Source organism: Desemzia sp. FAM 23990 (assembly GCF_045528485.1).
Classification (GTDB): domain Bacteria; phylum Bacillota; class Bacilli; order Lactobacillales; family Carnobacteriaceae; genus Desemzia.
The window spans coordinates 63,055-81,774 of sequence record NZ_JBGQQW010000006.1; the positions used below are offsets into that span (position 1 = coordinate 63,055).

The 18,720-nt window shown below is 37.3% G+C and carries 17 protein-coding genes, 2 pseudogenes, 1 riboswitch and 1 other annotated feature; of the genes and pseudogenes, 3 read left to right on the forward strand and 16 right to left on the reverse strand.

What is annotated here, in order from left to right:
• Positions 1 to 264 precede the first annotated feature (264 nt).
• The 9 genes from ACEN4I_RS03700 to ald all read right to left on the reverse strand — a co-directional run bounded on the left by ACEN4I_RS03700 (position 265) and on the right by ald (position 8,158).
• Positions 265 to 1,101: a MetQ/NlpA family ABC transporter substrate-binding protein gene (locus ACEN4I_RS03700; RefSeq protein ID WP_407102172.1), complete on the reverse strand. Its 837-nt coding sequence runs from the start codon at positions 1,099 to 1,101 to the stop codon at positions 265 to 267.
• Positions 1,102 to 1,164: 63 nt separating this feature from the next.
• A complete protein-coding gene (locus tag ACEN4I_RS03705; RefSeq protein WP_407096892.1) occupies positions 1,165 to 1,869 on the reverse strand; it encodes a methionine ABC transporter permease in 705 nt (234 codons plus the stop codon).
• The gene (locus ACEN4I_RS03710; protein WP_407102174.1) at positions 1,862 to 2,893 is read right to left on the reverse strand and encodes a methionine ABC transporter ATP-binding protein; all 1,032 of its coding nucleotides are present in this window, start codon (positions 2,891 to 2,893) and stop codon (positions 1,862 to 1,864) included. The genes ACEN4I_RS03705 and ACEN4I_RS03710 overlap by 8 nt, the downstream gene beginning before the upstream one ends.
• Positions 2,894 to 2,975: 82 nt before the next feature.
• Positions 2,976 to 3,234, reverse strand: a binding site (T-box leader).
• 63 nt (positions 3,235 to 3,297) lie between these two features.
• Entirely contained in the window at positions 3,298 to 3,654 is a 357-nt protein-coding gene (locus ACEN4I_RS03715; protein ID WP_407102175.1) for a glycine cleavage system protein H, read from the reverse strand.
• Entirely contained in the window at positions 3,644 to 4,027 is a 384-nt protein-coding gene (locus ACEN4I_RS03720) for an arsenate reductase family protein (RefSeq protein WP_407102176.1), read from the reverse strand. Before ACEN4I_RS03720 ends, ACEN4I_RS03715 begins: the two co-directional genes overlap by 11 nt.
• Before the next feature lie 67 nt (positions 4,028 to 4,094).
• Positions 4,095 to 5,270: an FtsW/RodA/SpoVE family cell cycle protein gene (locus ACEN4I_RS03725; protein WP_407102177.1), complete on the reverse strand. Its 1,176-nt coding sequence runs from the start codon at positions 5,268 to 5,270 to the stop codon at positions 4,095 to 4,097.
• A 461-nt stretch (positions 5,271 to 5,731) separates the two neighbouring features.
• Positions 5,732 to 6,694, reverse strand: coding sequence for a YihY/virulence factor BrkB family protein (locus tag ACEN4I_RS03730; RefSeq protein ID WP_407096897.1), 963 nt, complete (start codon positions 6,692 to 6,694; stop codon positions 5,732 to 5,734).
• Positions 6,695 to 6,777: 83 nt separating this feature from the next.
• Positions 6,778 to 7,008, reverse strand: a complete 231-nt coding sequence (locus ACEN4I_RS03735; protein WP_407096898.1) for a DUF2969 family protein — start codon at positions 7,006 to 7,008, stop codon at positions 6,778 to 6,780.
• Between the two features lie 34 nt (positions 7,009 to 7,042).
• Positions 7,043 to 8,158, reverse strand: coding sequence for an alanine dehydrogenase (gene ald, locus ACEN4I_RS03740; RefSeq protein WP_407096899.1), 1,116 nt, complete (start codon positions 8,156 to 8,158; stop codon positions 7,043 to 7,045).
• A gap of 243 nt (positions 8,159 to 8,401) precedes the next feature.
• Between ald and ACEN4I_RS03745 the strand changes: the two genes are divergently transcribed.
• The 3 genes from ACEN4I_RS03745 to ACEN4I_RS03755 all read left to right on the forward strand — a co-directional run bounded on the left by ACEN4I_RS03745 (position 8,402) and on the right by ACEN4I_RS03755 (position 10,879).
• Positions 8,402 to 9,379, forward strand: a complete 978-nt coding sequence (locus ACEN4I_RS03745) for an acyltransferase family protein (RefSeq protein ID WP_407102178.1) — start codon at positions 8,402 to 8,404, stop codon at positions 9,377 to 9,379.
• A gap of 64 nt (positions 9,380 to 9,443) precedes the next feature.
• On the forward strand, positions 9,444 to 10,328 hold the full coding sequence (locus ACEN4I_RS03750) for a fumarylacetoacetate hydrolase family protein (protein WP_407102179.1): 885 nt from the start codon (positions 9,444 to 9,446) through the stop codon (positions 10,326 to 10,328).
• A gap of 218 nt (positions 10,329 to 10,546) precedes the next feature.
• Positions 10,547 to 10,879 (forward strand): MGMT family protein, encoded by a 333-nt coding sequence (locus ACEN4I_RS03755; RefSeq protein WP_407102180.1) that lies wholly within the window; start codon positions 10,547 to 10,549, stop codon positions 10,877 to 10,879.
• 63 nt (positions 10,880 to 10,942) lie between these two features.
• On the opposite strand, the gene ACEN4I_RS03760 is transcribed toward ACEN4I_RS03755, so the two are convergent.
• From ACEN4I_RS03760 to ACEN4I_RS03790, 7 genes and pseudogenes are all read right to left on the reverse strand, one after another.
• Positions 10,943 to 11,752, reverse strand: coding sequence for an aldo/keto reductase family protein (locus ACEN4I_RS03760; RefSeq protein WP_407102181.1), 810 nt, complete (start codon positions 11,750 to 11,752; stop codon positions 10,943 to 10,945).
• 79 nt (positions 11,753 to 11,831) lie between these two features.
• On the reverse strand, positions 11,832 to 12,428 hold the full coding sequence (locus ACEN4I_RS03765) for a type 1 glutamine amidotransferase family protein (protein ID WP_407102182.1): 597 nt from the start codon (positions 12,426 to 12,428) through the stop codon (positions 11,832 to 11,834).
• Positions 12,429 to 12,604: 176 nt separating this feature from the next.
• Positions 12,605 to 13,171, reverse strand: coding sequence for a polymer-forming cytoskeletal protein (locus tag ACEN4I_RS03770; protein WP_407102183.1), 567 nt, complete (start codon positions 13,169 to 13,171; stop codon positions 12,605 to 12,607).
• A 335-nt stretch (positions 13,172 to 13,506) separates the two neighbouring features.
• Positions 13,507 to 15,315: pseudogene (uidA, locus tag ACEN4I_RS03775) on the reverse strand (beta-glucuronidase).
• Positions 15,316 to 15,337: 22 nt separating this feature from the next.
• Positions 15,338 to 15,553: a helix-turn-helix domain-containing protein gene (locus ACEN4I_RS03780; RefSeq protein ID WP_407095932.1), complete on the reverse strand. Its 216-nt coding sequence runs from the start codon at positions 15,551 to 15,553 to the stop codon at positions 15,338 to 15,340.
• Positions 15,554 to 15,568: 15 nt separating this feature from the next.
• Positions 15,569 to 16,210 carry an AraC family ligand binding domain-containing protein gene (locus tag ACEN4I_RS03785; protein WP_407095931.1) on the reverse strand — a complete coding sequence of 214 codons (642 nt, stop codon included), beginning with the start codon at positions 16,208 to 16,210 and terminating at the stop codon, positions 15,569 to 15,571.
• 168 nt (positions 16,211 to 16,378) lie between these two features.
• Positions 16,379 to 17,872: pseudogene (locus tag ACEN4I_RS03790) on the reverse strand (MFS transporter).
• A gap of 280 nt (positions 17,873 to 18,152) precedes the next feature.
• Positions 18,153 to 18,318: riboswitch (M-box (ykoK) riboswitch) on the forward strand.
• The last annotated feature ends 402 nt before the right edge of the window (positions 18,319 to 18,720 follow it).

Sequence of the window (18,720 nt, forward strand, 5' to 3'; positions counted from 1 at the left end):
CTAGAACCCTTATAAATCACAATTCGCTCCAGATTTCAGCGGCTTTTGTGAGATAGAGCCCTTCTATCTCACATTTCATTGAGTAATTTGCTTTGTTTTATTCGCTAGAACCCTGATAACTAAAATTTCAGCACCTAATCTACTTTATTTTATAAGTAGCCGCCCCTCTCAAGTAAATTCTCACGCACAATCACCCTCCGATCAGCAAAAAAGATAGAACCAACACCTTCTCAACAACAAAAGGTGTGGCTCTATCAGAAAAAATTATTCACTTACAGGAACTACTGCACCATCCCATGTTTCAAGAATATAATCTTGAACTTCTTGAGATCTCAATACTTCGATCAATTTTAAAATACCAGGATTTTTAGCATCTTCGCTTCTCACGGCAATGATATTAGCATATGGAGAGCTTTCGCTTTCCAATGCAATAGAGTCTTCTAATGGATCTAAACCTTGATCTACTGCAAAGTTCGAGTTGATTGCTACAACATCGCCTTCACCTTGTTGGTAAAGTGTAGGCATTAGAGCTGGATCGTTTTCGTATTCAAATTGAATATTTTTTGGATTTTCCACAATATCGTCAAATGTCGCAGTCGTTAAATCTGTTCCTTCATCTACAGATACTAGACCAGCTTCTTGGAAAATTCCGATGATACGACCCCAGTCAGGTTGGTTGCTGCTGACAAGCACTGTCGCGCCGTCTGGCAACTCTTCTAAACTAGCATAGCCTTGAGAGAATAAGCCGATTGGTTCCAAATGAATCCCGCCTGCGTTGACAAAGTCGTAATCATTTTCAGCTACTGCTGCTTCGAAGAATGGTACATGTTGGAAATAGTTGGCATCCAAGTCGCCTTCTTCTAATGCTACATTAGGCACTACATAGTCGTTATAAGTCGTAATATCCAGTGTGTAGCCTTCCTCTTCCAAAATAGGTGCAGCGAACTCTAATATTTCTGCATGTGGTGTATTGCTCGCTCCAATACGAATGGTTGTATCTTCGCTTGCCCCTTCTTCAGAGTTCCCACCATTTCCGCAAGCTGCTAACAATAACGCCGCCCCTACTGTTGCTAATGATTTGATAAATACTGATTTTTTCATACCTTAAATCCCCCTAATAATTTTTTATAGTTTAATCCCTATTCAAATAATCTTTTTTCAAACTCAGCGTTTGTCTACGCGATCTACTACGCGATCTCCAATACCTTGAATCACAAATACCATTACTAATACAATGACGGTCGCTACCAAGGTTACAGCCGGTTGATTTCTTTGAAATCCTTCCAAATAAGCTAGGTTACCTAGACCGCCTGCTCCAATAACTCCAGCCATCGCTGTATAGCCGACTAGCGAAATCGCTGTTGTCGTGATACCAGCAATGATGGAAGGCATGCTTTCTGGAATCAAAATTTTATAAATAATTTGCCATTTATTGGCTCCCATAGCTTCTGCGGCTTCAATAACCCCCTTATCAATTTCTCTAAATCCAGTTTCAACCAGCCGTCCATAAAAAGGAGCTGACGATATGATCAAGGCCGGCAAAGCTGCTACTGGACCTATCATTGTTCCGACAATTTGCTGTGTAAATGGAATCAATAAAACGATTAATATAATAAACGGAATAGAACGGAACACATTTACTAAAATACTGACAACTCCATGCAGAATTGTTACGGTCATACTTTTTTTACCATTTGTTTCATACAATAATAATCCGATAACCAATCCTAAAATAAATACGGCGATGACAGAACCAATGGTCATCAATAAGGTTTCTTGAGTAGCTTCTCCGATTCTTTCCCAATTGACTTCAGAAAAATCAAAGTATTGCGCTAAAAGACTTTCTCCGATCACTAAAGATCTAAACATGTTCGATCACCTCAACTTCTACATTCATGTCATGTAAATCGTGGATAACATCCCTGATCACTACTTGTTCTCCAGTCACTTGAACATACAGTGAACCAATTGAACCAGAATGCGTTTGTTGGATACTTCCTTGAATGACATTCAATTCGATTGAGTGATTGCGAATCAACTTAGACAAAACGGGTTGTTTGGAGTTCTCACCGTTAAAGGTCAAGTGAAGCAATTTGCCATCAGGATAATCGGCAAATACTTGGCTTAGAACCAAGTCAGTATCTTCGCTTTCAGGATCCGTATCTTGACGAATAAAGCGTTTGGTGATTTCTTGTTGCGGGCGCTTGAAGACATCTAACACATTGCCCTCTTCAACCACTTTTCCATTTTCCATCACTGCTACTTTGTTGCATATTTTTCTTACTACGTGCATCTCATGTGTAATGATCACGATCGTCAAATTCAAACGCTTATTGATTTCCAATAATAAGTCCAATACCTCATCTGTGGTTTGAGGGTCCAATGCACTAGTTGCTTCATCACACAATAGCAACTCCGGATCATTGGCTAATGCTCGGGCAATGCCGACCCGCTGTTTTTGTCCACCAGATAGTTGGGCAGGATAAGCATTTTCCCGTCCTTCCAATCCAACTAGGCGAATCAATCCGTTGGCTTTATCTAATTGTTCATACTTAGGTACTTTCGCTATTTCTAATGGCAAGAGCACATTTTCCAAAACTGTTCTTGACCACAACAGATTGAAATGCTGAAAGATCATCCCGATTTTCTGTCTTTTTTGTCTTAAATCTTTTCCGGTCAATTTGGAAATGATGCTGTCTCCTAAAGAAACATCTCCTTCTGTGGGCTTTTCAAGACCATTGAACATACGGACCAGTGTACTCTTACCTGCACCGGAATAACCGATGATGCCATAGATTTCTCCTTTATCAATGGAGAGATTGACATTGTCGACAGCAGTTAAAGGGCCTTGCTTCGTGTCAAAACGTTTCGTTATGTTGGATAAATTAATCATATTTGCTGCTCTCCATTCTCTCAAACTTTTCATAATGTATAAAATAAAAAACTTTCGTCCACTATTCAAGTTGTTTACTCAAATAAAGGACGAAAGCTGTCATTTCGTGTTACCACCTTAATTTATTCATCCATCACTGAATGAACCTTAACCAGTACGGAGACTATTGCGACTCGTATACTGTGACTCTGTATCGGGAGCTCCCGGAACAAGCTTGTGCAAAGCATTCACTCATTCTGCTCAAAGACCATCTTCAGTTCCATTTCCACTACTCCTTTTCAGCAACCGGAGCTCTCTAAAAAATGTCCATTAGAACTTACTCTTCTTCTCATAGCAATCTATTCCATTAATCTTGAAGTTAGTTTATCAGTCTCCGCGTAGTCTGTCAACGACTTTTTGTTTTCTTATTGTTGTAGACTGTCTTCCAACTTTGCAAGTTCACTTGTATCTATATTTGTCAGCTCAACGATCCAATTGCTTTTTTGATCTTCCTTATTTAATTCTTCTGGAGCGTTTAACAAACGTTCGTTGAATTGTACAACATCTCCGCTTAATGGAGATTCTAATTCTGTAACAGCTTTTGCTCCCTCAACGCCTAATAAAGAATCACCGGCTTTCAAAGCTTTGATATCTTTAGGCACATCTGCGAACATGATTTCTCCGATATCATCTTGTCCTTTTTCAGATAATCCTACTCGATAATGGTCACCGTTTTTAGCTATCCATAGTCCATTTGAACTATACTTCATTTCATTCGCCATTTACCACAGACTCCCTTTCTTTTTGCCAAATTGCTTCATACACTTCTTCTTTAAACCCGATCAGATTGTTGCCGTCTGCCAGAATCAAAGGTCGTTTGACCAACATCCCTTCACTCGCCAACAGCTCTGCCGCTTCTTGTTCCGTCAAGTCAGGAATGACCTCTTTCAATCCCCGCTCTTTATACACCGTACCGCTTGTGTTGAAGAACCGCTTTAAGGGCAAGTCAGACTGTTGAAGAATCTTGATCCAGGTTTCTTTATCAGGAGGATTGGTTTTTAAATTGATTTCCTCCAATTCAACCTGGTGTTGCTGCAACCATTTCTTGGCTGCCTTACACGTTGAACAAGTTGGAATACAATAAAACTGCAACATACCATCTCCTCCAAATACATTTGTCTTTATTTAGTATAACGCTAATTTTTTCAAAGTAAAAGTCCCTTTATCTGAATTCTTCATCATCTTCAGAAAACATATAACTCTTGTAATGGTACCGCATAGACATAATCAAACCAATCCCCATCATGTTCCCAAGTAAAGCTGACCCCCCTTGAGAAATAAATGGCAAAGGAATACCCGTTAAAGGTAATAGTCCAATACTCATCCCTACATTCTCAAATACATGGAACACGATCATCATGATAACACCGGTTGAGATATACGTATAGAAAATATTTTTTGTGTCTAGGCAGACGCGAATCATTTGATAAACCAGCATAAAATAAATCAAAATCAATACTGCGCCGCCAATAAATCCAAAGTTTTCACCAATCGTAGAGAAAATCATATCGGATTCTCTAACGGGCACATAAACTTCTGAAATACCAAAGCCTTTTCCAAATACTTTACCAGAACCAATCGCTTTGATGCTTTGCAGCAATTGATAAGCCGCTCCTTGAGTATCATGGTAAGGATCCAACCATGAGTCGATTCGCGAAAATTGGTAATCTTTAAAGCCTAAATTGTATAAAAATTCTCGATTGTACACTACTAGTAACAGAAGTGTGGCTCCTATAATGGCTACGGATCCAAATAAAGGAATCAGTATTTTCCATGATACTCCTGACATTAAAATGACTCCAATAACGATAGCAATAAAAACTAATGTCGTTCCTAAGTCATTTTGCAGCAAAACCATTAACATAGGAGGTGCAGAAACTAAAGCGATTTTTCCTAATAGCATAAAATCAGATTCTGTCTTATGATTCACAAAAGCAGCATTGTGTTTCGTTACTGTTCTGGCCAACATTAAGATAAAAGCAATTTTCATTACCTCAGAAGGCTGAAAAGTCAGCGGTCCTAATTTAAACCAACTCTTAGCTCCTGTCCTTAAGAAGGTAGGCTCATCATATAAAAAGAGGACCAAGACCAACAGGAACAATCCTATACCATAAGCATAGGGAGTAATTTTCCACAGCTGCTCAGAATCGAACTGCATAATCACAATAATAGCAACAGCACCGACAATATACCAGGCGATATGCATGATCGTCGCCCTCATTCCCCCTCCGCCAATCAGCGAAATGGTTGAAAACATTGTAGCGATACTGATAATAGCAAGTAACAACAACGAGAGCACTATTCCATAGTCAATTCTAGATTCTTTTTTCTCACTCATGTTTTTTTCAATAATCTCCTTGCACATCAAATAAATTATTCATTTGTTAGTTCATTTAGCTTCAATCATTATATAAGAAAAAGGCTGTAAAAAAAAGGACTCTTCTCATTTCTTAGTAAAAATGACATAAACTTCCGAGAGGCGGTCACTAAAGATTCAATCATTCCGCTTTTCAACTGCTAAAGCAAATAAAGTACAGCAAATTTATTTTAAGAAAATAGTCGATTTCATGACCCTTAATTGCCCAAAAAAATAAATCTTAGAAGTCCAGGTCTACTGATTCCTGCTTCTAAGATTCATCTTTTTAAACGTGTTGCGCAGACCAAGCTGGCTCCACGCTCTATCAAACGCGTTGCATTAGTCAGTTCTCACTCTCAGTACCACCCGGCAATTTTTAGGAAAAGCACCTAACATTTGCCGATTGGGTACTGTCCGGAGAACTAAATGACTAATTCCATGCTCTATTGTTTTTCGACTTCTTTTACTTTGACCAATTTTTTACGTTGTTTTGGCAATTTTTTCTTTTCATTGGTTTCAGGTTTCTCTTCGTCTTCTTTTTCAATAGCTTCTTGTATTGTGTGACCATTTTTGTATTCGTAATAAATAGTATTGATTAAGCCACCTAATAAAAGTATGGTTGCAGCGAGGTACAGCCACAACATCAGAACAATGAATACCCCGAATGTTGCATTAGCCGCAGCATCTCCACCTGCAAACTGTAAGTAGATTGAAAAACCTTGAGACAATACTAACCAGCCGACAGTCGCAAAGATGGCACCGGGAACAGCATATTTAATGCCTAAATGGTGATTCGGCACTAAGAAGTAAATTGCCATAAACAAGGAAACCAATACGATCAGTAATATCAACCAGCGCAACTGCAGTATTTGCATGATGATTCCCAAATCAATACTTAAAAGATCTTCAATAAAGGAAACGATAAACTCTCCAAAAACAAAGATAAAAACGATGACTCCTACGATTGACACAATAGCCAATTGGATCAATAATGAGACCAATCGTACCAAAATAAAGTTCTTTCTAGATTCGACCCCATAAACTTCATTCAATAAATTTTGCAATGAATTAAACGCTTTACTGGCTGACCAGAGGGCCGTGATCAACCCGATCGAGATAACTCCTCCACTCGAGCTGTTTAAATACCCAATCAATATAGGCTCAATCACACTATAAATATCAGGCGGAACAGCTGTTTCCATGTAAGACAACACTGCATTGACGTCTATTGGAAACAAGGGAATGATATTGGCAATCACTAATAAAATAGGAAAAAGAGAAAATAATACGAAGTAGGCCAGCTCTCCTGCTTGAGAAGTAACATCTGCTCGAGCCCAATTATCTTTACTTACCTTAAAAAGCCGAATCATTCTTTGTTTAAACGGAAGTTGCTTAACAGTCTCCATTACAAGTTCACATCCTTGTAGTTGAATTACAATACTTTTCTAAATACACCACTCGTTCCTCACAGAAGAACGAGCGTCCTATTCTACATATAATGCAAGTTATAATCCATAATCAAATTATTGATGGCTTCATCAATATCTTTAGCTTTCGCTTCATTACCATTTTTATTAACAGTAGTGATAGACTCACCTTTTGGCTGTTGAATCATCCCAATTTTATCTTTATGGATGAACAGCTCTAATTCAGTAAAATTCTCTGTATTATTTGAAGTCTCTTGAATGATAACTTCACTTTTTTTATTTCTTTTGGCCATTTTTAATCCTCGCTTCGATCTCTATTCATTGAGATTAATGAAATAATTTACTAGCTTCCACATAGTCTGTTTCTAATGAATGGGCAACTTCTTTGTGAGTCACTTGATTTTGCATCACATTGATACCCGTGTATATCGTTGAATTGCTTTTAGCAGCTTCCAACAAACCTTTATTTGCGATAGTTACAGCATATGGAATCGTTACGTTTGTCAATGCTTGAGTAGCTGTTTTCGCTACGCTTCCTGGAATATTCGCTACTGCATAGTGAAGAACATCGTGTTTCACATAAACAGGATTATCTAAAGTCGTAACAGTATCCGCTGTTTCGATGATACCACCTTGGTCAACACTGATATCTACAATTACTGATCCAGCTGACATTTGTTTGACCATTTTTTCAGAAACTAATTGCGGGGCTTTCGCTCCTGGAATCAATACAGCTCCGATAACAAGGTCTGCCGTTTTAAGTTCTTCTTCAATATTGTACTCATTCGACATAATTGTTTGTACTGCGTTGCCGAATATTTCACCCAGCTCACTTAAACGTTTAGGATTGTTGTCTAAAACGACTACGTTTGCTCCCATTCCAACAGCAATTTTAGCAGCGTTTGTTCCAGAGACTCCGCCTCCGATAATAACCACTTTTCCGGAGCGTACTCCCGGCGTACCGCCTAATAATATTCCTTTTCCGCCATTACTGTTCTCTAAGAAATGTGCTCCAATTTGAATAGACATTCTACCAGCAATTTGACTCATAGGCGTTAATAATGGCAATGAGCCGTCTGCTCCGACCATTGTTTCATAACCGATTGCCGTTACACCGCTCTCCTTAAGAGCATCCGTTAGTGGTTTATTTGCTGCCAAATGTAAATAAGTGAATATAATCAAATCCTCACGGAAGTAACCGTATTCTTCCGGTAGTGGTTCTTTTACTTTAATCACCATATCAGACGACCAAACTTCTTCAGCAGTAGAAACGATTTTAGCTCCCGACTCTACATATTGTTCATCGTAAAAACCAGCAGTTTCTCCTGCTCCTTTTTCCACGATCACAGTATGTCCAGCTGATATCAAACTCTTTACTCCAGATGGAGAAACAGATACTCGTTTTTCACTATTCTTGATTTCTGTTGGTATTCCAATATTCATAAAAAAAGCCTCCTAATTTTTTGAATCACCGCAACTCATTGAATGCCTTACTTACTTTCTGCATTTGTATGAATCTTACCCACGATAATTTCTTTACTCTTCTATTATACCGCTCATAAGCAAAAAAGCCAAAGATGAGCTTTTATGGTTGATTTGCTGTGCTTTTATTAAAAAAAAAATTTACTTCAAGAATGGAATTGGTTATGATAAACAAATAATCATTCAGGAGGCACATATTTAGAAATGAAGTACAATAAGAATATTGACGTGATGAAGGGTATAGCAATCATTTTTGTTGTCTTGATTCACAGTTTCAACGATGAAGCGTTACAAAAAATCGGCGGCCCTTTTTATTTACTGCAAGCAGTCCCTTTGTTTCTAATTATTTCAGGCTACAATCAAACTCAATCTTATAATCGACATGCTCTAACGTCTTTATCAGAATTTTATCGCCCCATTTTTCTTTTGAAAAAATTGTATCGGCTCTTGCCGATAGCTCTCATTATTTACGCTTTACAGGCTGTTTTTGGCCCTGAAGAGCACTCCTTTTTCTTTTACTTGATCGGACGCGGAGGTTATGGAGGCTATTACATCTCTATTATGATTCAAGCCATCCTTGTATTGCCTTTGCTTTATATGTTGGCAAAAAAAACCACCCCGCTGACCATGCTGATATTTAGTTTTATCGGAAACTTGGGGTATGAATACTTTTCCTATTCTTTTGATATGCCTGGTTTCTTGTATCGATTATTAGCGTTCCGATACCTTTTTGCACTCGCTTTGGGCGTGTGGTACGTCTTTGATGGTCATCGTTCCTATGCAGACAAACTAATGAAAATAGGAGCTATATTTAGTATTTGGTATCTTTTGGTAGTTCATTATTTTGACATTTCGGTGCCTTTATATTCGTTCGAGACCTCTTGGAGAGGGCAAAATCCGTTATCCTTTTTCTACACTGTATTCATTTTTCACTTAGGTTTGAAGTGTCTCTCAACTTTTAAAATGCATGTTATCAAACAAGGTCTCATTTTTCTGGGTAAAAGATCATACGCTATCTTTATTGTCCAAATGTTGTATTTTTGGCTTTTGTCTGCTTACTTTGAATGGCCGGAATCGTTATTTCCGTTAGACACTCTTGTTTCGTGCGCATTAGGCTCGGTACTTTACATTATAGAGCAGAAATATGTTAGCGGGAAATTCAGACTGCTTTTCCATTTGTGAAAAGCAGTCTTTTTGAATTTCAACTCAGATTCTTTTATACTTCTTTTAATAGGAAGGTGATCCGATGAAAATCGTTCATTTTAAAAAACAAAATATTGAAAAGATAGGCATCAAAACGAATCAAGGTATTTTAGATGTTCGTAGAGCTGCTAAAGTCCTAAATGAGCCTTCTGTTGATTCTATGGATGCACTTTTTAATGATCCACAAAATGGGTTAGCACAACTAAAACATTTACAGCAAAAAGTATCGGAAAAACAGCTTTCCAATGTTTACATCAATGAAGAAGATATCTATTTCTTGCCTATCTTCACCCAACCAGGCAAAATCATTACGGTCAATTACAACTATTTACTGCATGCTTCCGAGCAAATTGAATCGGTCCCGACCGTACTTTCATTTGGTGGAAAATTTAAGAATAGTTTAGCAGCACACAATCAAAATATTCCTCTGCCTACTTTTGCTGAGAAGTACGATTTTGGAGCGGAACTGGTCATAGTGATCGGAAAGAAAGCAAAAATGATTTCTTCAGAAACAGCTCTGAAGCATATCATAGGCTATTCCATTGGAAACGACTTATCGGCACGAGATTTACAAGAATCTTCCCAATCTCAATCAGTAGGAAAAATGCTGGATTACTTTGCGCCTGTTGGCCCTTATCTTGTCACAAAAGATGAGGTAGATCCTGATGACTTAGACATTTCCTTAACGCTGAACGGAGAGTTATATCAACACAACAATACTCGAAATATGCTGTTCAGTTGCGCAGAAATCGTGAGTTTGCTTTCTCAATATATGACTCTTTTACCAGGAGACCTCATTTTTACTGGAACCCCTGAAGGTGTCCTGGAAGGGAACAGTCGTTTACCCGAATCTAATTGGATTTCTTCAGGAGATACGATTAGTGTGCTCATCAGTGGTTTAGGAACGTTGACCAACAGCTTCTTCTAGTTTACTCAATTTTAAAAAGCCGTCCAATTTAAGAATGGATGGTTTTTTTGTGATTTTAACGCTAAAATGAACTAAAGACAGCTTTTTTAGGGCTACTCCATCATCTAAATAACTTTAGCTGAAGAGAGGTGTTGTCAAAGTCAGTTGAGAAACGAACTATGATCAGCGGCGCTTGCTGTTATAGTCAATAACCTCTAAATTAGAAAGGACCCATACATATGACAACATTTACAGAACGTGTAGTTCGGATCACCCGCTCTATTCCAACTGGAAAAGTAATGACTTATGGTCAAATTGCTGCTCTTGCTGGTAATCCACGCGGAGCGCGTCAAGTAGTCCGCATCTTACATTCAATGAGTCAAAAACATGATTTGCCATGGCATCGGATCATTAATGCCAAAGGAGAGATTGCTATAAAAGATGAGGTGGGATCTTTTACTCAAAAAGATCGTCTGTTGTCTGAAGGTATCATGCTGACGCGGTCGGGAAAAGTCGACCTCACTCGTTATCGTCACCAGCCAATTACTGAATGGATACCTGAAGAATATTAATCAGGTATTAAAAAAGAGCTACCCGCTTAAGCAGTTTTCTCTTAAGCGGACAACTCTTTCATTTTACAGCGATTCAATAATGATCATGTGTTCATCAGTCAATTCAAAATCAAATAATTCCAAGTTGGAAGTTTGTCGCTCATTATTGTGTGATTTAGGAATCACGACTACACCTCTTTGGATTTGGTAACGCAGCAAGACTTGTCCCCAGTTTTTGCCGTAGTTTTCAGCAATTTTATTGAGTTTAGCAATCTGTTCATCTGTTACTCTACTTAACGGTCCCCAAGCTTCTGCGACAATGTCATTTTTTTGCATATACTCGATGACTTCATTATTCCAAGTATGCGGGTTGGATTGAATCTGGTTTACAGCTGGTTGGATACGTGCAAATTGCTGCACCTTTTTCAACAAATCAATATCAAAATTCGATACACCGATAGATTTGATTTTTCCGTTGTCTACAAATGATTCCAGCACTTCCCAAGTGTGTTTTAATTTATCTTCATCTTCAATGGGATGATGAATCAGATACAAGTCAATGTAATCTGTTTGAAGGTTCTTCAAACTATTTATTACTGTTTGTTCTACCGCTTCTTTTGTACCGATATAAGCTTCATCTGCCGGAATTTTAGTCGTAATATAAAACTCTTCCCTCAGCACTCCGCTGTCAGAAATAGTTTCTCCAACACCAGCTTCATTTCGATAAGAAATAGCTGTATCGATCAATCGATATCCTGATTGAATAGCTTGTTCCAAAGCGCTGAAGTCCCCATTCAACTCTCCATTGTACTGATTGCCTTCTTTTCCATACGTGTTCGTCCCAGTACCAACTAGTGGTATCTTTAACCCATTTGCTAATGTGATGGTCTCCATGAAATTTCCCCCTACTGTATGTTAACTTACAGTATCTAGAATACCATTAAATAGTTTCCCTTCCTAAATCTTTGCTGATTTATTTTTCATTGGACCCTTTTCTCACAAACCCATTCTTGAAATTATCGTACCATGCGTCAATTTCTTCTAAATCATCGATTTTTAATAGTTTGTAGATTTCATAAGCAAAATCGACCGCTGCTGTTTCATTTGCTGTGATGACATCATCATCTCGGACTACTTGTTCATCCAAAAAATGAGTTTCCCCACGGTACCCGCTTTGTTTTTCAAAAAATTCAAAATTGTCTCCAGTGTGTTTTATATGATCCAGAAAGCCATGTTTTCCTAGAAAAATGGTTGCCCCGCAAATAGCAGCAATAGGAATTTGTCGGTCTCGAACTTGTTTGATAAATTCGGCTATTTCATCATATCGATTGTCTGCCCAAGAAAACCCACCAGGCAGGATCACTAACGCCAAACGACTGAAATTCGTATACTCCTTAATATCATAATCAATCTCGGTACGTAACCCGCCAATAGACGTTTTGGATTCTTTATCAAAAGAAATAGTCTTCACCGAATAATTTGCTGCAGAATTTACTTCTGCTATGGCATAAGCAGCCTCCCAGTCTGCCCATTGATCTGTTAATAACAATAATACTTCTTTTGAAGTCATAAGATCCCCACCCTCTGTTGTCTTGCACTTTGTTAAGTTTATTTTACCAAAAGCAATAGCTTGGCACTACTAATTGTATACAACAAACAGATTGTTTTGGAACGTCAAAAAAGAACTCTCTTGTCTTCTAGGAGCAAAGACAAGAGAGTTCCAATTTTTTCATGTTTTGTGAGGTGTTATTCAGCTACTGTGATTTCTCCAGTTACTGTACCTTCATCTAATTTAGCAGAGTCCATTAATTCTTGAGAATCAAATGTCACGTTTCCTTCAACAGTTGATCCAGCAAGTTCGAACCCTTCTTCTTTAACGATCACATCTCCAGCAAATGTACCATTTTGGATTCTGAAGTTTGGAGATTCAACAGTCATTGATGGAGCAGTTAAAGTAAATTCATCTGTAACATTGCGGTCGTCATCTTGTGCATATAAAGCTAATTTACGGTATACATCTCCACTGTCTTCCCCGCCATCATGGAAAGTTCCAGCTACCATAATATCTTCATCTACAGTAACATCTTCTGTAATCGCATAAATCCATGTACCGTTTTCGCTAAGTCCAGCTAATACATCTGCAGGATCGTTGCTGATAGATGCGCTTGTTACTACTTCTGTGCTTTCTGCAGCGGAAGAAGCTGTTGATTCACTTTCTGTAGCAGTATCATCACTTCCACATCCAGCTGCCAATAGGATCACTGATGCACAAACTCCAAAAAACAAGTTTCTTTTTTTAATTGATTTACTCATAATACTTCTTACCTCCATATTTTGCTATCCGTTTTCAAAGTTGTCAAAACAGCTTTATGTATCCATACCTGCTCTCTTAATAACTTCATAGATAGCATACAAAATTTTTGTGAAAAAATCAACATATTTGTTTTGTGAAAGCGTATTTTTTTGATTTTTTTGCATTATTTCATCCATACATCACAGATAAACAGAATAGAACCGCCAATAATTAGACTATATTCCCTAATTGATGGTTTTAACTATTAAAGAGTTACAAAGTCACTTTTACACAAGTGCACCGTTTACTCTACAAAAAAAGCACAGAAAACAGGTAAGTTTCTGTGCTGAGTACTTTATAGGTGTTTCTTATTTTTGTAATTAAAATCTGGAATAGCTGTCCAGCGTTGTTTTAAAACATGTGCAATCATTTTGGGTTCTCTTGCGCGTGTGAAGATTCCTTTTTTATTCCCTTGAACGCGGTTGATGCCCACTTTTGTTTCAAAGTCAGCGAAATTCCACAATTGTTCTCCAATCACCTGTTCATACTCATTGAAAACTTTGTGGTACGTATCGTAATAACGTACTTGATATTCTTCTGTAAATGGAATGTCATCAATAGCATGGTAACCAGGAACAGTATCTGCCCCATATTCAGTGAACATCACAGGTTTTCCAGGATACATATCCTTCCACAAGTCTAATTCAGCACGCAAAGCTTTTTCACCGGCTTTTAAATCTCCAGTTTGTACATACCAACCGTAGTAACGATTCAATGCAATGACATCCAATAAATCGGCTACCAAATCTTTATCTGGAGTCGACATCATGATATTGACAATCGTTATCGGACGACTTTGAGGATCTAATTCTTTCGTCAAATTGATTAGCGGTTCAAAATATTCGCGAGCTCCTTCTTCATGAAGAGCAGGTTCATTGGCAATGGACCATAAAACAACACAAGCTAAGTTTTTATCGCGGTCGATTAGTTCACGAATAACTTGTTCGTGAGCTTGAGTTGTATCCATCGTATCCCATGTATTAGCAGTTTTTCCTTCACCAGACAACATAAAATCAAATGCTGAAAATAACCCGACAGCTGTAGTTTCATCAATAATTACAATTCCTTCTTTATCTGCTAAACGCATCATCTCTTCTGAATAAGGGTAGTGAGATGTACGGAATGAGTTGGCTCCGATCCATTTCGTCAAATTCAAATCCAGTACATTAGCCGTCTCATTCAAGCCGCGTCCATTGAGATAAGTGTCTTCATGTTTTCCAAAACCTTTGAAATAAAACGGTTTTCCATTGATCAAGAATTGATCGTCCCCAACTTCAACAGTCCAGATACCAAAAGGCTCTTCATAGACATCTATCAATTCTCCAGCAATAAATCCTTCCACTCGAGCAATGTAATGGTATGCATTCATTGGTTCCCATAAATGAGCATCTTCGACTGTCAATTCCGACTCTACACCCTTGCTGCTGGCAACGACTTCTCCTTCCTCATCTATAAGAGTAACTTTTACCTAATCAAATTGACCAGCAGTTCGCACTACAGTAAAGACTTTTGCAGCATTCCCATCTACTTGATGAGAAATGATGATATCATCTATATAATTATGTGGAGTCGTATAGACTTTTACTGGACGATGTAGACCGGCATAGTTGAAGAAATCAAAATTCTCACTTGATTTGCGAATCACATTTCCGTTTTCGTCAGTGGTTTCGCTGTAATTTCCAACAGGCAGTGTCGTGTAATCTAAAATGTTGTTGACAGATACGGTTACCCTGTTTTTTCCATTTACTAGTGCGTCATTGATAGTGGCTTCAAAAGGTGTAAATCCTCCAGTATGCTCTACCACTTTTTGGCCGTTTACATAAACGGCCGCTTTATGAGTTGCTGACCCAAAACGCAAGACAATTCTTTCAGACAGTAAAGGCTTTGCAATCGTAAACTCTTTTTCGTACCAAACTGTTCCAACATGTCTGCGAATCTCTGAAAGAACTCCTTGGTCATTAAATGAGCCCGGTACTGCCATTACAGCATCGGTCACTAATGGCTTCGTTACGTCTATTTCTTTTGTTTCATCATCTAGATAAAATTTCCAGACATCATTTAAATCAGTCAATGTACGACTTTCAGTAGCAATTGGATATAACATAAATAAAAATTCCTTTTCTTTTTTAATCGTGATTTGAACCAGCGGTCATATTAGCTTCAACTTCTTTTCGATATCTATTGGGTGTCATACCTATCTTTTTCTTAAAGAAACGATTAAAGTGCGCATCACTTTCAAATCCGCAATCGTAAGCTATTTCTTTTAAAGTCTTTTTAGCTCCGGAAACTTCTATTTGAAATTTGGCTTGAACTAAACGGTAATCCATTAAAAATTCCATCACAGAATAACCAGTAGATTATTTGAAGACGTGGGAAATATATGATTTGCTGATATTTAATTTTTTTGACAGTTTCTCAATAGTGATTTTTTCAGTAAAATGCTGTTGCAAATAAGTCGCGATTTTTTCAGCATACTTATCTTTTTCGCTTTTTATTTCTTTCATCCACACGATTGGTTTGCGCTTTGCTTGATAGACTTTCAACAAAAACATGCTTAAGACGAGTTTTATCTCTGCTTCCTGCGTAACTGTAAATTCTTCTTTAGATAAATCAGCTAATTTTTTACCCAATTCGATGATGTTATTGTAGCACTCTTGATCTTCAATGCGAAAAATTTGGTGTGGAAAATCTCTGAACACGTCTAATAAATAAAGAGCATTTAATTCTTTCAGACTACTCTCTATCCAAGCGGCAGAAAAGTGAATCATACTGCGTTCATATAATTCGCTCTCTTCAAGCACATGTGGTTTATGAAGTTCCGTGCCATCTAAAGCAATGATATCTCCTCGTTGCAAATCATAAATTTGATTATTGATCAGGTATCTGCATTTTCCCTGATGGAAAAAATACAGTTCATATTGCTGATGGGAATGATAGTTAAGACTATAGTATTGGCCTTTTACATGTACCAAAGCATTTATTTTTTCTGGAATTATCATTTAGATCATCCTCTAATTTCCTATTCAATCTGTCCTTCTTTATAACAAACAATAAGCTGTCAAAATTGACTCAGAAACTTATTTGAATTCATTGTAACAAAAAAGACGATAAGTTCCATTTTCACATTGGTACTTACCATCCTTTATTAAAAGCTTTATTCTGTTTCTTTATTTGCCAGCAATTCTTCTTTCTTCTAATACTTCTTGAATTTCAGCCATTCGTTTGCTATCTAATTCATAAAATCTCATAGCGATTAATGAAGCAATCCAAGCAAGAATCAATAAACCAATGAACAACAACATCGTTACCCAGAAAATATTTTCTGTATAGGGAGTTTCCGTTGTGGGGAATACTTCAGTAAAGCCGACCCAGGCTAAAGTAATACCAATAATGGTTTGTCCAAAAGAAGAAATCATTTTATCCACAAATGAGAAGATCGTTCCCATTACACCAGGTGCATAACGGCTTGTTTTATAGGTTTCATAATCTGTAATATCTGGAATCATTGGAATAACAATCCCACCTGATACTGTTTTCACACCATTACCTAGAATAAACAATACTAAGAAAGCGATTGTCATGAATCCCATGTTATCAAAGCTGATTTGAGAAGGATCTCCTAGTAACAATAGAGCAAATAGCGCAGAGTAAATAATGATACATGCCCATGTTGCAGTTACTAAAGCCTGCTTAGAACCTAATTTACGAGCATATCTTGTACCGATTTGGATAATAATCAAAGAAGGAATCATTGTGTAAGCTGATACTTGACCATACAATCCATAATCCCCGATTACGACACCAAATAACAAGACCATTACAATAGCATTATTTGCAACTGTTAAGGCTAACTTATCAGTTGCCGCAGCAACAATCAACATTTGTAAAGGTCGGTTCCCTTTTAAAATCCCAAACATGTCTTTTAAACCAATTTTTTCTTGTTTTCCACCTGTACCAAAATTTTCTGTTCTATCATGCTTCCAAATACCAGCAACTGCCAGTAAAGTTAACACTCCTACCATTAACACTACTGTGATAACAAATTCAGCAAAGAAAGCTTCATTAAAACCACCATGTTTTGGTTCTAGATAATTTGATACATAAACAGCAGCACCAGCAAAGAATAAAGACGTATAAGACAAATCAAATGTAGAGAATAATGGCCGTTGATTTGGATCATTGGTTAATACCGACTGGCCAGATTTTGTACAAGCTGTCTGGAAAGTGTACCCAACAATATAAATCAAATACAACACTATAAATTAAGCCAAACGTAAGTTTTCTGGAATTAAATGATTGGTAAAAAACAATAATAACGTGGTAATGGTCATAACAACATAACCAGAAATCATAAACGGTCTGAATTTCCCTAACTTACCATCAGTTTTATCAATCCAAAGACCGATAATTGGATCAGTAACACCATCCCAGAGACGACTAGCTGTAATGAGCGTTGAAACTAAGACAGTTCCTAATCCAACAACTCCTGTTGCATAATAGGATACAAAAGTCATTAAAAACATAAATGCGTTTGTTGCTGTATTATTTAGTGCAAAAGCTCCAATTTGCCAAACTTTAGCTGTCCGATATTTAGCAGGCTTTCTAGTAGCCAGATTATCTGGATGTACATCAATTACTTTTTCCATTTTATTCACTCCCATTCTTCATATGTCACAACAGATACCGCTTTCATTTTTTCTAACTAAACCGTCTTTTCTCCTTTCTTATTCTTAATGATATTAAAGCAACACAAGTATCGTTATATGATACCAATTTAATAAATATGATACTAGTATATCGGCAAATGAAACTTTTTACATTGACTGTGAATCCGTAAGTATTACTTAAAGATTGACTGATTAGGCTTTTTTAAATGATTATTTTTCTTCCATCAAACTTGACTTATAAATTTTTTTGAACTAGCATGGCAAACGAAATGAATAAAGCTTCTGTTAGACGAGGCTCCTATATGGAAAAACGCTGCTGCACAAAAACGTCGAGAGACACCAATGGGTCAACAGGAATGATCGACGCAAGGTCATTCTTAACGTAGCTGTTGAACAATCTACGCCATATAGTGCTAAAACTCAACGATGGAGAAGGCATAATGTTTTTTTAACATGCAAAAAAATATTATCTAGATATGGAATGTTTACCCTTTATTTGGATTGGATATTCAAGCATATACTCTGTCGTCAGATGGGGTGTATGCTTTTTTGTTGTTTTGCATTCTGTACTACGAAGGTAAACCATCATATAGAAGTCCTACAGATTCGTTTCAAAATAAACGATAAAAATGAGGTGAAAGAGTATGGAACAAAGCTCTGCTAGTGATTGGAAAACTAAAAGAGAAATAAGTCATGCTACCATAACCCATTTTATTCGGCTGATGATGTAGCACGCTTATTTTCCTTTAAGTCAAGGAGGAAAACATAATAGTAAACAAAAAAATTCTATTTATACCGAAAAAAAATCAAAAAATAACCAACTAAAAGAAATCGGTTATCTG

What these genes read in the sequence shown, in the direction of transcription:
- ACEN4I_RS03755 (WP_407102180.1), top strand. Translation starts at nt 10,547, where the DNA reads ATGACAACATTTACAGAACGTGTAGTTCGGATCACCCGCTCTATTCCA.
- ACEN4I_RS03710 (WP_407102174.1), bottom strand. Translation starts at nt 2,893, where the DNA reads ATGATTAATTTATCCAACATAACGAAACGTTTTGACACGAAGCAAGGC.
- ald (WP_407096899.1), bottom strand. Translation starts at nt 8,158, where the DNA reads ATGAATATTGGAATACCAACAGAAATCAAGAATAGTGAAAAACGAGTA.
- ACEN4I_RS03785 (WP_407095931.1), bottom strand. Translation starts at nt 16,210, where the DNA reads ATGATAATTCCAGAAAAAATAAATGCTTTGGTACATGTAAAAGGCCAA.
- ACEN4I_RS03715 (WP_407102175.1), bottom strand. Translation starts at nt 3,654, where the DNA reads ATGGCGAATGAAATGAAGTATAGTTCAAATGGACTATGGATAGCTAAA.
- ACEN4I_RS03750 (WP_407102179.1), top strand. Translation starts at nt 9,444, where the DNA reads ATGAAAATCGTTCATTTTAAAAAACAAAATATTGAAAAGATAGGCATC.
- ACEN4I_RS03745 (WP_407102178.1), top strand. Translation starts at nt 8,402, where the DNA reads ATGAAGTACAATAAGAATATTGACGTGATGAAGGGTATAGCAATCATT.
- ACEN4I_RS03705 (WP_407096892.1), bottom strand. Translation starts at nt 1,869, where the DNA reads ATGTTTAGATCTTTAGTGATCGGAGAAAGTCTTTTAGCGCAATACTTT.
- ACEN4I_RS03720 (WP_407102176.1), bottom strand. Translation starts at nt 4,027, where the DNA reads ATGTTGCAGTTTTATTGTATTCCAACTTGTTCAACGTGTAAGGCAGCC.
- ACEN4I_RS03730 (WP_407096897.1), bottom strand. Translation starts at nt 6,694, where the DNA reads ATGGAGACTGTTAAGCAACTTCCGTTTAAACAAAGAATGATTCGGCTT.
- ACEN4I_RS03700 (WP_407102172.1), bottom strand. Translation starts at nt 1,101, where the DNA reads ATGAAAAAATCAGTATTTATCAAATCATTAGCAACAGTAGGGGCGGCG.
- ACEN4I_RS03760 (WP_407102181.1), bottom strand. Translation starts at nt 11,752, where the DNA reads ATGGAGACCATCACATTAGCAAATGGGTTAAAGATACCACTAGTTGGT.
- ACEN4I_RS03770 (WP_407102183.1), bottom strand. Translation starts at nt 13,171, where the DNA reads ATGAGTAAATCAATTAAAAAAAGAAACTTGTTTTTTGGAGTTTGTGCA.
- ACEN4I_RS03725 (WP_407102177.1), bottom strand. Translation starts at nt 5,270, where the DNA reads ATGAGTGAGAAAAAAGAATCTAGAATTGACTATGGAATAGTGCTCTCG.
- ACEN4I_RS03765 (WP_407102182.1), bottom strand. Translation starts at nt 12,428, where the DNA reads ATGACTTCAAAAGAAGTATTATTGTTATTAACAGATCAATGGGCAGAC.
- ACEN4I_RS03735 (WP_407096898.1), bottom strand. Translation starts at nt 7,008, where the DNA reads ATGGCCAAAAGAAATAAAAAAAGTGAAGTTATCATTCAAGAGACTTCA.